We start from the raw sequence: 12325 nt of genomic DNA on the forward strand, positions 1-12325 counted from the left end.
CGTTACACTAGCTGACTTCGTATACGTCTGACCGTGCGACTGAAAATGAACGCGCAACCACTGGTTTAAATGGAACTCTGAATGGCCTCAGCAGTATCGGCAAAATCACTGACAAATGATCCAATTCCGGCAACGCTCTGGCAGATGACCTGGCCTGTGGTGATTGGGGTGCTGACCCTGATCAGTTTTAACGTGGTCGACACCTTCTTCGTCGGCATGCTTGGCACAGATCCGCTGGCTGCAGTGAGCTTTACCTTTCCGGTCACCTTTAGTGTCGTAAGTCTGGCGATTGGTTTAGGCGTCGGTACTTCGGCGGTTTTGGCACGTAAGCGCGGTGCCGGCAATGAAGCTCATGCGCGTTTCGACGGCGTGATTGCGCTGGCGGTTTCCGCTCTCCTTGTTGCTGGCTTATCCTTGTTCGGTTTCTTGCTTATGGATCCGATCTTCGCTGCCTTACAAGCGCAAGAACGGTTATTGCCACTGATCCACGAGTACATGATCCTGTGGTTCGCGGGCGCGACCTTTTTAGTGATCCCTATGGTCGGCAATGCGGTGCTGCGGGCGTCGGGGGATACTCGCACACCTTCGATCATTATGGCCTCCGGCGGCTTGCTCAATGCTATTTTTGACCCCATCTTAATTTTCGGCTTCGGCCCCATACCCGCCATGGGTGTGCAGGGCGCGGCGCTGGCCAGTGTCCTGAGCTGGTCTATTGGCACGGTGTTAGTGCTGTGGTACCTGCACTACAAAGGTTTAATCAGTTTCAAGGTACCTGAACACGCGCACCCGGTGAAATCCGCCAAACAGATTTTAAACATTGGCCTGCCAGCGGCCGGTGCGAACATGCTGACGCCACTGGCGATGGCAGTGATGACCGCAATTATCGCAGCCTATGGCGCACCTGCGGTGGCGGCTTTTGGCGTGGGAACACGGCTGGAATCCTTGGCCAGCGTGATCATTCTGGCGCTGTCGATGAGTCTGCCGCCGCTGATTAGCCAGAATCTGGGTGCTATGCAGTTTGAGCGGGTGCGCGATGCCTATAACACAGCCTTACGCAGTGTCATTGTGGTGCAATTACTGATTTACGTTGTGCTGGCGGTTGGCGCACCTTATATCGCACAAATTTTTACCGACGACCCGGAAGTGGCTCGCTTAATTCGGTTATTTCTTTACATCATGCCCTTGGGCTACGGTATGCAAGGCATCATTATTTTGACGAACTCCAGTTTTAACGCCATGCACGAGCCGATGTCGGCGCTGGCGTTAAGTATTGTGCGGTTATTCGTTATGTTCGTACCACTGAGTTACATCGGCTCGCTGATTGCTGATATTCCCGGACTGTTCATCGGTGGAGTGGTCGCCAATGTGCTGACTGCTGGTATTGCCTGGCGCTGGTTCCAGGCCGGACTGCGGAAACAACGAAACGAGGAGGTTGCCTGATGGCACGTGCGTTTGAATTAGTCTCTGAATATCAACCTGCAGGCGATCAGCCCAAGGCCATCGAAAGCCTGGTCGATAATCTTGAAGCGGGTCTTGCGCATCAAACCTTACTTGGGGTGACCGGCTCAGGTAAAACCTTCACCATGGCCAATGTCATTCAGCAGGTGCAACGGCCAACGCTGATCCTGGCCCACAATAAAACATTGGCCGCGCAGTTGTACGGGGAAATGAAAGAGTTCTTTCCCAACAACGCGGTAGAGTATTTTGTTTCGTATTACGATTATTATCAGCCCGAAGCTTATGTGCCGACCACGGATACCTTCATCGAGAAAGACGCCTCGATTAATGACCATATTGAGCAGATGCGCTTGTCAGCGACTAAAGCCCTGATGGAGCGCCGCGATGTGGTATTGGTGGCGTCGGTGTCCTGTATTTACGGTTTGGGTGACCCTGAATCCTACATGAAAATGATGCTGCACCTGCGCCGCGGTGACATCATTGACCAGCGCGACGTGCTGCGCCGCCTGGCGCAGTTACAATACAAGCGTAATGACGCGGCCTTTGAACGCGGCACCTACCGGGTACGTGGCGAAGTGATTGATATTTTCCCGGCGGAGTCGGAAGAAATGGCCGTGCGCCTTGAGCTGTTCGACGATGAAATCGACCGTATCAGTTTTTTTGAGCCGCTGACAGGGCAGGTGACACAGGCTGACGTTGCCCGCGCGACCATTTACCCCAAGACCCATTACGTGACGCCGCGGGAAACCATTTTGCAGGCCATTGAGCAAATCAAAGAAGAGCTTAAAGACCGCAAGCAGGAACTGCTGGACGCTAACAAGCTGATCGAAGAGCAGCGCATTTCCCAGCGTACTCAGTACGATATTGAAATGATGCTGGAGCTGGGCTATTGCTCGGGTATCGAAAACTATTCCCGCTATCTGTCCGGGCGGGCGCCAGGCGAGCCGCCACCGACCTTACTGGATTATCTGCCCGATGATGCCTTGCTGATCATCGATGAGTCGCATGTGTCAGTGTCGCAAGTGGGCGCCATGTACAAAGGCGACCGCTCGCGTAAAGAAAATCTGGTGAATTACGGTTTCCGCTTGCCATCGGCACTGGATAACAGGCCGTTGAAATTTAACGAATTCGAAGCCATCGCACCGCAAACCATTTATGTCTCAGCGACCCCTGGCAAATACGAGATTGAAAAATCCGCAGGTGAGGTTATCGAGCAAGTGGTAAGGCCGACTGGGCTTATTGACCCTGTTATCGAAGTGCGTCCGGTTGGCACCCAGGTTGATGATCTGATGTCGGAAGTACGACTGCGCGTGGAGCGCAAAGAGCGCGTATTAGCGACCACGCTAACGAAGAAAATGGCGGAAGACCTTAGCGACTATCTGGACGAGCATGGCATTAAAGTTCGCTATCTGCATTCGGATATCGACACCGTTGAGCGTATGGAGATCATTCGTGATTTGCGCTTGGGTGAATTCGATGTGCTGGTCGGGATTAACTTGCTGCGGGAAGGTCTGGACATGCCGGAAGTTAGTCTGGTGGCGATTCTCGACGCTGACAAAGAAGGCTTCTTGCGCTCTGATCGTGCCTTGATCCAGACCATTGGTCGGGCGGCGCGGAACGTCAACGGTAAAGCCATTCTTTATGGCGACAAAATTACCGGCTCGATGCAGCGTGCGATTGATGAAACGGATCGCCGCCGCGAGAAGCAGGTGGCGTACAACCTGGAACATGGTATTACGCCGAAAGGGCTGACCAAAGGTGTGACTGACGTGATGGATTTAGGCGGCGCGAGAAAACGGCGTAAGAGCTATGATGAGCGTCGAGCTGTGGCCGAGGCGGAAGCGAAGTACGATGTCAATCTGAACGATCCGGTCGCGTTGATGAAAGTGCTGGAGCGTACCGAAAAAGAAATGTACCAGGCCGCGAAAGACCTTGAATTCGAGAAAGCGGCGCAGCTTCGAGATGACGTTGGTGCGCTGCGTGAACGCTTGAAACTGTTGGGTTAAGCATGCAGCTGCAACGGGGCGATGAACATTATTTAACAGCTGACGGTCAGCTACGTACACCTTTGGCACTGATTTTTGTGTTGGGATTGTTTTTGCGTGGCTATCTGGCGTGGATTATATCGCTCACCTTTAGTGAAGATCGTTCCCGCTTGCTGCAGTTTTTCTATTCGAATACCGAACAGTTTGTTTTGACCCTAAGTGTCGGCCTGCCGGCGCTGGCGGTGGTGGTGATGTTGACCCAGGTGAAAGCCGAGATGCCCGCTTGGGTGCCGAAGTTTGCTCGTATTGCGCCTGCATTATTGTGGCTCAGCTGGCTTGCCGATGGTGTGCTGATTGGTAGCTTAGTGATTGCCAACTGGCCGCATTTTGCTTTTGTGAAAGCGTTTATTATTTTTGCGTGGCTGATCGCGCTCTGGTTACTGCTGTATTCGCGTCATTTGAAACGGTTTTTCGAACTTGTTGCTGCAAGTGACTGACACGAAGGTGCGCTGAGAGCTTTTCCCACAGGCTGTGGGCGAAGTAATACCTGAGAAGTGGTGGATGGTACTGGGCTCGAACCAGTGACCCCCGCCTTGTAAGGGCGGTGCTCTCCCAGCTGAGCTAACCATCCATCTGGGTAGTGCTTGCAACGTTTCACAAAGGCGTAGAGTGGTGGATGGTACTGGGCTCGAACCAGTGACCCTCGCCTTGTAAGGGCGATGCTCTCCCAACTGAGCTAACCATCCGTTTTCTCTGCGTTGCGGGGCGGTATTATAGGGAGCTACGCTGCCCTGTCAATAAAAAATATCACCCTTATGTTCTGACTGCTGTCTTTTTGCCCAATTCGGCAAAGATTGATTGACGAATAACAAAGGATTCACCAAAACCAGTGATGCGAGGTCGCGCGGTTATTGGTAAACTACGCTGCAAAATAACCCGACTGATGCGGAGAATGCAACTATTATGACGGTAGTCACCCGATTTGCCCCTAGTCCAACTGGATATTTACATGTCGGCGGCGCGCGCACGGCACTTTATTCCTGGCTGGTTGCCAAAGCAGCCGGTGGGAAATTCGTACTGCGTATTGAAGACACAGATCGCGAACGTTCTACTCAGCCGGCAATCGACGCCATCCTGGAAGGCATGGAATGGTTAGGATTAAACTGGGACGAAGGTCCACACTACCAAACCAAACGCTTTGATCGCTACACGCACTTTATCGACAAGCTGTTAGAAGAAGACAAAGCCTATAAATGCTATTGCTCGACTGAGCGCCTGGAAAAAATGCGTGAAGAGCAAATGGAGAAGGGCGAAAAGCCGCGTTACGACGGTCATTGTCGTGATAACCCCAATGTCAGTGGCGATCGTTATGTGGTGCGTTTTCGCAACCCACAAACGGGTTCGGTGAAGTTTAACGACCATATCCGTGGGCCAATCGAATTTGCTAACACCGAACTTGATGATTTGATCATCTCGCGCAGCGATGGCACCCCCACCTATAACTTCTGTGTCGTAATTGACGATTGGGAAATGAATATCACCCACGTGGTGCGTGGGGAAGATCACATTAATAATACGCCGCGCCAGATTAATATTCTGCAAGCGCTCGGTGCGCCAGTGCCTGAATATGCTCATGTCTCAATGATTCTTGGCGATGATGGTAAGAAACTGTCGAAACGTCACGGAGCGGTCAGCGTGATGCAATACCGCGATGATGGCTACTTGCCGGAAGCGGTGATGAACTACCTGGTGCGACTGGGTTGGTCGCATGGCGATCAGGAAATCTTCAGCGTCGATGAGATGATTGAGTATTTCCGTCTGGATGACGTCAACAAAGCCGCGTCAGCGTTTAACACCGAGAAGTTAAACTGGCTTAACCAACATTACATGAAAGCCCTGCCAGTTGGTGAAGTGGCTGAGCACTTGCAATGGCACTTCAGTGACCAGGCGATTGATGTCACCAAAGGCCCTGCGTTAGAGAAAATCATTCCGTTGTTGGCTGATCGCGTGAAAACATTGAAGGAAATGGCCACCTCAGCGCGGTATTTCTACGAAGATTATGAGAGCTTTGATGAAGCTGCGGCGAAAAAGCACTTGCGGCCTGTTGCCCGCGAAGCCCTCGAAGCTGTGCAAGATCGACTGGCGAGCCTGACCGAGTGGAATGCCGCATCGATTCAAGCTGCTATTCAAGCGACCGCTGATGATTTAGGGGTTGGCATGGGTAAAGTCGGTATGCCATTGCGAGTGGCAGCGACCGGCTCCGGCAACTCACCTTCACTTGATGTGACGCTTGAGTTAATCGAGCAGGAGCAAGTTGTGGCCCGTATTGCTCGCGCGATTACCTTTATAAGTGAGCGTGAACAAGCGCAACAATAAGGACAACAACTGAATGCCGAAAATTCGACAGTTACTTGCGAATAATAAGGGTTGGGCGGAGCGTCAGCTGAATCTCGACCCTGAATTTTTCGCAAATCTGGTCAATCAGCAGACACCAGACTACTTGTGGATTGGCTGTTCGGATAGCCGGGTACCTGCGAATCAGGTGGTCGATTTAGCTCCGGGCGAGTTATTTGTCCATCGTAACGTCGCCAACCAGGTTATTCAGACTGATTTTAACTGTCTGTCGGTCGTTCAGTACGCCGTGGATGCGTTAAAGGTGCAACACATTCTGGTAGTAGGGCATTACGGCTGTGGCGGTGTACGCGCGGCCACAGAGAGCTGTTCCCACGGTTTGGTCGATCACTGGCTGTATCCGATTAAAGATATTTACCGTGAGCATCATGACGAGCTTGAAGCACTGGATGAGACAGCACGGGTAAATCGCTTATGCGAGTTGAACGTGATTGAGCAGGTGCGTAACCTGGCTAAGACCACCATTATCCAAAGCGCCTGGGATAGAGGACAGGAACTGGCGATTCATGGTTGGGTTTACAGCCTGGAAGATGGCCTGGTGCGGGACATGGACGTAACCGTGCGTGACCGTGCTTCACTGGAGCGGATCTATCATTTTGAGGATTAGTCAGCGTGACCGGCATTGACCGGCATGACGATTCCTATTGGCTAATTTTGGCGTGTTTTGGTGAGCTTTTGCGCGAACTGCCTAAAAATGGAGCAAACGCTTCATTTTGCCAAAAAAAAGGTTGACGGTTAGCAGCGAATTACCATAGAATTCGCCCCGCTGTCAGGGTACTGAAGTACTGGGGCTATAGCTCAGCTGGGAGAGCGCTTGCATGGCATGCAAGAGGTCAGCGGTTCGATCCCGCTTAGCTCCACCAATTCACTTCAGCACTTTTGTTGCAAAGTAAGATACGCGTCCCCTTCGTCTAGAGGCCTAGGACACCGCCCTTTCACGGCGGTAACAGGGGTTCGAATCCCCTAGGGGACGCCAACTTACTCAACGCAACCAGCCGATTGCAAGTCCGGGGTCCCCTTCGTCTAGAGGCCTAGGACACCGCCCTTTCACGGCGGTAACAGGGGTTCGAATCCCCTAGGGGACGCCATTTAAAGTAATCGAGTAAGACCAGTCCGGGGTCCCCTTCGTCTAGAGGCCTAGGACACCGCCCTTTCACGGCGGTAACAGGGGTTCGAATCCCCTAGGGGACGCCATTTCTTATCTGCTTTACCTTTCTCTCTGTTGAATACGCTACCTGCTAAGAAGCTTGAGCAGATGCGGCTCCATGATGTCTGCGATATCGTCCTGTGCGTCTTCATTCGGATGAATGCCATCGTTTTGCATCAATTCTGGCTTGGTGGCGATTTGCTCCATAAAGAAGGGGATCAACAGGGTATCTGTCGATGTCGCCAATTCCGGAAAGATATCCGCAAACATATCACTGTAGCGCCGGCCGTAATTCGGCGGAATTATGATCTGACTCACCGCAACTTTAATATTCTCCTCTTGCAACCGATTGATGATTTGTAACAAATTAGATTTGATCGTAGTTGGCGTGAAGCCACGTAGACCATCATTACCACCGAGTTCAACGAACACAGCATCGGGCTGATGGGTTTTGATAATCCCCTCGAGACGGTTTAAGGCGCCCTGAGTGGTGTCACCGCTAATGCTGGCGTTGATGAGCTCGATCGACGGGTGCGTTTGTTGCCAGCGTTGCTGCAACACGCCGACCCACGACTGTTGTTGCGACATGCCGTAACCGGCACTTAGGCTATCGCCTAAAACGACCAGTGAGACATTTCCGTAAACTGGACGTACAAGTACTAATAATGCGACGATAAATCCAAATTTTATTAGGAAATTTTTCATAAATGCTTATTCAAACCGCTCAATTAAGAAAAGACGTAGAAACCAGTGAAGGTATTCTACACATTTTAAAACCTACGGACCTAAAAATTGAAGCTGGCGAAACTGTCGCCATTGTTGGTGCTTCAGGTTCCGGTAAGTCGACGTTGTTAAGCTTACTCGCAGGTTTAGACCTCGCGAGTGCCGGAGATGTTTCCATAGATAACGTAAATTTGGGCGATTTGGATGAGGAGCAACGGGCAAAAATTCGCGCCGACAAGGTTGGCTTTATTTTTCAGTCCTTTCTGTTGATACCAAGCCTGACCGCTTTAGAGAATGTGATGTTGCCGGCGGAGTTAGCGGGCCATAAACAGGCCGAGGCTCAGGCGCGTGAGCTACTGAGTAAGGTGGGACTGGGTGATCGCCTGACTCATTATCCGAATCAACTGTCCGGTGGCGAGCAGCAGCGCGTGGCGATTGCCAGGGCGTTTGTGGGCACACCGAAAATCTTATTTGCCGATGAGCCGACCGGTAACCTGGATGCGACCACAGGTCATAAAGTTGAAGACCTGTTGTTTCAGATGAATCAGGATTCGGGCACAACGCTGGTGATGGTTACGCATGACAGTGAGTTGGCGGAGCGCTGCCAACGGGTGCTGCGTATGGAAGCTGGTAAGCTGACTGAGGTGACCCGCGATGTGGCATAAAATTTCCTGGCGACTATTAAAGCAGGAGTTGCGCCGGGGTGAACTGACCATCATGGCGGCCGCCATCGTGTTGTCTGTGACGGCAGTGTTATCGTTGGCGTTATTTACCGAGCGACTGCAAGCCGGCTTGACCGAACGCAGTGCGGAGTTTCTGGCGGCAGACCGAGTGCTGAGCTCACGCCGGGATATCCCCGAGGACTGGCTGTCTCGTGCGCAGGATGAGGGATTACAGACTGCCGACCGGGTGGTCTTTAATTCCATGGCATTTGCCAACGATGAGCTTGCTCTGGTTGATGTCAAAGCCGTGAGTGAGGGTTATCCGTTGCGCGGCGAGCTGCGCACTGCACAACAGCCTTTTGCTGCGGATCAGGTCGCTGACGATTTACCTGCCGGTGGCGAAGCCTGGGTCGCTGCGGCGTTGTTTCAGGAGCTGAATTTAAGTGTTGGCGATACCTTAGAGATCGGTAACAGTGAATTTGAAGTGACACGGGTGCTCACTTATGAGCCGGATGTTGGTTTCTCAGTGTTTACTGACAGCCCCAACGTGCTCATCAACTACAGCGAACTCGAGGCGACAGGCTTGATCCAACCCGGCAGCAGGGTGCGGTTCAATGTTCTTTTTGCCGGAGAAAATGATGATTTAATGCGCTATGAGGAGTGGCTCAAACCGCAACTCAATGACGACACTCACAATTGGCGTAGCATCGAGGACGGGGATTCACCATTGGCCCGTAGCTTGCGCCGTGCCGAGCGTTTTATGTTGCTCGCCAGCCTGCTTGGCGTGGTGCTGGCCGCTACGGCGGTAGCGGTTGCTGCGCAACGTTATTGCCAACGAAATTACGACGTTGTCGCTATTTTTAAGACGCTTGGCGGGCAACGCCGACAGATCCAAAAGATCTTTATTCTGCATTTGTTGCTGTTAACCGGTTTCAGCATCGCCACGGGCTTGCTGCTCGGCTGGTTGATTCAGGGGCAAGTGGTGGATCTGGTCGCCCGCTATTTTGACGTCAACCTGCCAGCGGGCAGTGGCCGCGGTTACCTGTTAGCGGCCGGCACGGGTCTTGTCAGTGCGGTGATGTTCACGTTGTACCCCTTATTACGGCTTATCGAAATACCGCCGCTGCGGGTACTTAATCGCGAAATGACAGGCACCGATCGATGGCGCTGGTTACATTGGGTGGCGTCGGGCGGTACCATTTATCTGTTGCTCTGGCTTTACAGTCAGCAGTGGCTGTTGTCGACGGCATTATTTGCCGGTGGGGCACTGGCGGCTGTGGTGCTGCTGTTCGTCAGTCGCTTCTTTATTCGTGCCAGTCGGCAGGCAGGGATGCAGGCGGGTAGTGCCTGGCGCCTGGCTATGGCGGGCTTGCAGCGTCGTGCGCAGGCAAACAGCGTGCAGATGCTGAGTTTCTCCACCGCCATCATGCTGCTGCTGCTGGTGCTCGCGCTGCGGCATGAGCTGTTAGCGGACTGGCAGGAGCAATTGCCAGATGATGCGCCAAACTTCTTTTTGGTCAACGTAGCTCAGGAGAACGTTGCGCCCTTAAAAGCGCGCTTTGAGCAGCGGGATCTTGAAATAAACGAGATGTATCCTATCGTCCCCGGCCGCATGACTGCGGTCAACGATGTGGCTGTGGTGGATGAAGTCTCGAAAGAGCAAGCTGAAGGCGAGACTGCGCCTGCAGCGGAGCAACGCGAGGGATTCGGGCGGGAACTGTCGTTGACCTGGCGGGATACCTTGCCGCCTAACAATACCGTCGTGGCTGGCGAGTGGTGGGGGGATGATCCGCAACCGCAGGTGTCGATTGAAAGTGAGGTGGCCGAGCGCATGCGCCTCGGCGTTGGCGATGAGTTAACCTTTAATATTGGCGGGCAGGTGTTTACGGTGCCTGTCACCAGTGTCCGCGAGGTCAACTGGGGCTCGTTGCAGCCCAACTTCTATATGATTTTCAATACTGCCACCTTAGCGGATTTCCCGGCGACCTATATTTCGAGCTTTAATTTGCCGGAAGATCGCAAAAGCGAGCTCTACGAGCTGTTTAAGCCTTTCCCGCAGGTGTCGCTTATTGATCTGGATGCCATCATGGAGCAGTTGCGTGAGGTCATCGAGCAGGTCAGTATTGCCATCTTATTTGTACTGATCCTGGTTATTGTGGCAGGTGTTCTAGTATTGCTGGCCCAGGTGCAGGCTTCGATGGAAGAACGCCAGAAAGAACTGGTGATTCTGCGTACGCTAGGGGCACCAGCGAAGCTGTTGAGTCGAAGTGTGACGTACGAGTTTGTGGTCCTGGGCGCCATTAGCGGCTTGATTGCAACGCTGGCTATGGAGTTATCCTTGTATATTCTGCAAACTCAGGTGTTCGAACTGGCAGCTACTTTCCATTGGCGGTTCTGGTTGATCGGGCCGATAGCTGGTGCTGTTATCGTCGGCAGTATGGGGCGGTTAGCCTGCGCGCGGCTGATACGGCGCAATACCGCACAACTTATTCGACGCCTGGGTTAGCTGGTTCCTTTGGTCGCTCAGCAGATAGTTGCGGTAACAAGAGTTCCGCCCACAGTTTTTGGTAACGTGGGCGGAAAATTGCAAAATGGCCGATACTGTCCAGATAAAAATCCTCTGGTGCAAAGCGTAGGCGCCGTTGCGGAGCATTTTTATAGAAATTATGCATGCTATCAATATTGCGGTAGGTCAGCATTTCGTCATCGCTGAAGGCCAGACTGATGATGGGCGTTTCGACCTGAGCGTAGTTGTGATAAAGGTCTTCCGCGCCGACTAAATAGTCTGAATTCAGACACCAGCGGCGCCACTGTGCCATAGCTGATTTTGGCACATTCCCGACGATACCGAGCCGTGCACCGGGAAAATACCCTACAACAGGCAACAGCCAGGGCACGATCGCCCGCCATAAAAACCACGATTTGTACTTCAAACCAGGTTGCATATCACGCCAGTAACCGGTGCCGGTTGCGACGGTAACCATACGCTCCACTTGCTCTGTATGTTGCAGCATGCCGAACAACTGCCCGCCAATACTATGTGCGAACCACACTACCGGAAGCTTTGGAAAGTCCTGTAAGCATTGATCCAATACCGCTTGGGCGTCGAGGGTGGCCCACTCTGTGACAGAGCTGTCGAAGTGGCGCAGCGATTGCTCCTGCGCAAGACCGATGCCGTAATAATCGAACCCGATGACATGGAAACCCTGAGTGGCTAGCCAGGCGCAAAAATCTGCGTAATAACTATGCGGCACCGCCATTGCAGGCGCCATAATGACGACTTTATCCGGATTATCGGCCGCGTAGTGATGGAGGTAAATGGTGCGGCCGGGAGCACTCTCAAGCGGCGTCCGTTTACTCAAGTTCTTCGGCATCTTTTTCACGGTCCGTATGATGTTTAAACATATAAGCGCCAGTGAAAATGGTAAAGACCAGAGTCGCACCTAAGGTTCCGAACACCTTGAAATTGACCCAGGCATCGAGACTCCAGTATTCGGCGATATAGAGGTTCACTGCGGCCAGAGCGAGTGAAAAGATGACCCAGGCATAGGTCAGGCGGCGCCAGGCAAAATCAGGCAGATTGATCTCTTCGCCCAGAAAGTGCTGCAGCGGGCTGCGTTTTTTCCACCAGAGTCCAATCAGCAGGAGTAGCGCAATGGCAACATAAATGACAGAAACTTTGAGCTTTATGAACCATTCGTCACGTAGTAACAGGGTGACGGTGCCGAAAATTAACACCACGCACAGAATGATCCAGTGGCGGGGCGTGATGACCTCACGCATGAATTTCAGCGCCATCAGCTGCAGGACAGTACCCAGCATCAGTACGCCGGTCGCCAGAAAGATATCGCCCAGCAGGTAGAATATAAAAAATAGCGCAATAGGTAAGTATTCGAGCACAAACAACATGATGTAATCCAAAAAAACGCGATAACAGG

At 52.6% G+C, this 12325-nt stretch carries 10 protein-coding genes and 6 tRNA genes; 11 read left to right on the forward strand and 5 right to left on the reverse strand.

Features of this window, described 5'->3' with window-relative positions:
- Positions 1-81: 81 nt before the first annotated feature.
- From J6J28_RS04235 to J6J28_RS04245, 3 genes are read left to right on the forward strand one after another with little or no spacing between them, the layout of a single operon-like run.
- Entirely contained in the window at positions 82-1440 is a 1359-nt protein-coding gene (locus tag J6J28_RS04235) for an MATE family efflux transporter (RefSeq protein ID WP_301720074.1), read from the forward strand.
- A complete protein-coding gene (gene uvrB / locus J6J28_RS04240) occupies positions 1440-3464 on the forward strand; it encodes an excinuclease ABC subunit UvrB (protein ID WP_301720075.1) in 2025 nt (674 codons plus the stop codon). Before J6J28_RS04235 ends, uvrB begins: the two co-directional genes overlap by 1 nt.
- A 2-nt stretch (positions 3465-3466) precedes the next feature.
- Entirely contained in the window at positions 3467-3940 is a 474-nt protein-coding gene (locus tag J6J28_RS04245) for a DUF2919 family protein (RefSeq protein WP_301720076.1), read from the forward strand.
- 58 nt (positions 3941-3998) lie between these two features.
- On the opposite strand, the gene J6J28_RS04250 is transcribed toward J6J28_RS04245, so the two are convergent.
- Both J6J28_RS04250 and J6J28_RS04255 read right to left on the reverse strand, forming a co-directional pair.
- Positions 3999-4074 (reverse strand) — tRNA-Val (locus tag J6J28_RS04250).
- A gap of 39 nt (positions 4075-4113) precedes the next feature.
- Positions 4114-4189: transfer RNA gene (locus J6J28_RS04255), tRNA-Val, on the reverse strand.
- A gap of 217 nt (positions 4190-4406) precedes the next feature.
- Between J6J28_RS04255 and gltX the strand changes: the two genes are divergently transcribed.
- The 6 genes from gltX (at position 4407) to J6J28_RS04285 (ending at position 7049) form a co-directional block, all read left to right on the forward strand.
- Complete coding sequence (gltX, locus tag J6J28_RS04260; protein ID WP_301720077.1) at positions 4407-5819, forward strand: glutamate--tRNA ligase; 1413 nt, start codon at positions 4407-4409, stop codon at positions 5817-5819.
- Positions 5820-5832: 13 nt separating this feature from the next.
- Positions 5833-6462, forward strand: a complete 630-nt coding sequence (gene can / locus J6J28_RS04265; protein ID WP_301720078.1) for a carbonate dehydratase — start codon at positions 5833-5835, stop codon at positions 6460-6462.
- Between the two features lie 180 nt (positions 6463-6642).
- Positions 6643-6718: transfer RNA gene (locus tag J6J28_RS04270), tRNA-Ala, on the forward strand.
- Between the two features lie 37 nt (positions 6719-6755).
- Positions 6756-6831, forward strand: a tRNA-Glu gene (locus J6J28_RS04275).
- A 36-nt stretch (positions 6832-6867) separates the two neighbouring features.
- Positions 6868-6943: transfer RNA gene (locus J6J28_RS04280), tRNA-Glu, on the forward strand.
- A gap of 30 nt (positions 6944-6973) precedes the next feature.
- Positions 6974-7049: transfer RNA gene (locus J6J28_RS04285), tRNA-Glu, on the forward strand.
- Positions 7050-7086: 37 nt separating this feature from the next.
- Here J6J28_RS04285 and J6J28_RS04290 read toward each other — a convergent pair.
- Positions 7087-7707 (reverse strand): arylesterase, encoded by a 621-nt coding sequence (locus tag J6J28_RS04290; RefSeq protein ID WP_301720079.1) that lies wholly within the window; start codon positions 7705-7707, stop codon positions 7087-7089.
- 2 nt (positions 7708-7709) lie between these two features.
- Here J6J28_RS04290 and J6J28_RS04295 point away from each other — a divergent pair, with 2 nt between their 5' ends.
- Together J6J28_RS04295 and J6J28_RS04300 are read left to right on the forward strand one after the other, a co-directional pair.
- A complete protein-coding gene (locus J6J28_RS04295; RefSeq protein WP_301720080.1) occupies positions 7710-8390 on the forward strand; it encodes an ABC transporter ATP-binding protein in 681 nt (226 codons plus the stop codon).
- A complete protein-coding gene (locus tag J6J28_RS04300) occupies positions 8380-10893 on the forward strand; it encodes an ABC transporter permease (protein WP_301720081.1) in 2514 nt (837 codons plus the stop codon). Before J6J28_RS04295 ends, J6J28_RS04300 begins: the two co-directional genes overlap by 11 nt.
- Here J6J28_RS04300 and J6J28_RS04305 read toward each other — a convergent pair.
- Together J6J28_RS04305 and J6J28_RS04310 are read right to left on the reverse strand one after the other, a co-directional pair.
- Positions 10874-11761, reverse strand: coding sequence for an alpha/beta hydrolase family protein (locus tag J6J28_RS04305; protein WP_301720082.1), 888 nt, complete (start codon positions 11759-11761; stop codon positions 10874-10876). The genes J6J28_RS04300 and J6J28_RS04305 overlap by 20 nt on opposite strands.
- Positions 11742-12296 carry an inner membrane-spanning protein YciB gene (locus J6J28_RS04310; RefSeq protein ID WP_301720083.1) on the reverse strand — a complete coding sequence of 185 codons (555 nt, stop codon included), beginning with the start codon at positions 12294-12296 and terminating at the stop codon, positions 11742-11744. Before J6J28_RS04310 ends, J6J28_RS04305 begins: the two co-directional genes overlap by 20 nt.
- Positions 12297-12325: the final 29 nt, after the last annotated feature.

The organism is Pseudidiomarina terrestris (genome assembly GCF_030466375.1).
Classification (GTDB): Bacteria; Pseudomonadota; Gammaproteobacteria; order Enterobacterales; family Alteromonadaceae; genus Pseudidiomarina; species Pseudidiomarina terrestris.

Bases quoted from the DNA above. Each gene is read 5' to 3' on its own strand.
- J6J28_RS04235 (WP_301720074.1), top strand. From the start codon at position 82: ATGGCCTCAGCAGTATCGGCAAAATCACTGACAAATGATCCAATTCCG.
- uvrB (WP_301720075.1), top strand. From the start codon at position 1,440: ATGGCACGTGCGTTTGAATTAGTCTCTGAATATCAACCTGCAGGCGAT.
- J6J28_RS04245 (WP_301720076.1), top strand. From the start codon at position 3,467: ATGCAGCTGCAACGGGGCGATGAACATTATTTAACAGCTGACGGTCAG.
- gltX (WP_301720077.1), top strand. From the start codon at position 4,407: ATGACGGTAGTCACCCGATTTGCCCCTAGTCCAACTGGATATTTACAT.
- can (WP_301720078.1), top strand. From the start codon at position 5,833: ATGCCGAAAATTCGACAGTTACTTGCGAATAATAAGGGTTGGGCGGAG.
- J6J28_RS04290 (WP_301720079.1), bottom strand. From the start codon at position 7,707: ATGAAAAATTTCCTAATAAAATTTGGATTTATCGTCGCATTATTAGTA.
- J6J28_RS04295 (WP_301720080.1), top strand. From the start codon at position 7,710: ATGCTTATTCAAACCGCTCAATTAAGAAAAGACGTAGAAACCAGTGAA.
- J6J28_RS04300 (WP_301720081.1), top strand. From the start codon at position 8,380: ATGTGGCATAAAATTTCCTGGCGACTATTAAAGCAGGAGTTGCGCCGG.
- J6J28_RS04305 (WP_301720082.1), bottom strand. From the start codon at position 11,761: ATGCCGAAGAACTTGAGTAAACGGACGCCGCTTGAGAGTGCTCCCGGC.
- J6J28_RS04310 (WP_301720083.1), bottom strand. From the start codon at position 12,296: ATGTTGTTTGTGCTCGAATACTTACCTATTGCGCTATTTTTTATATTC.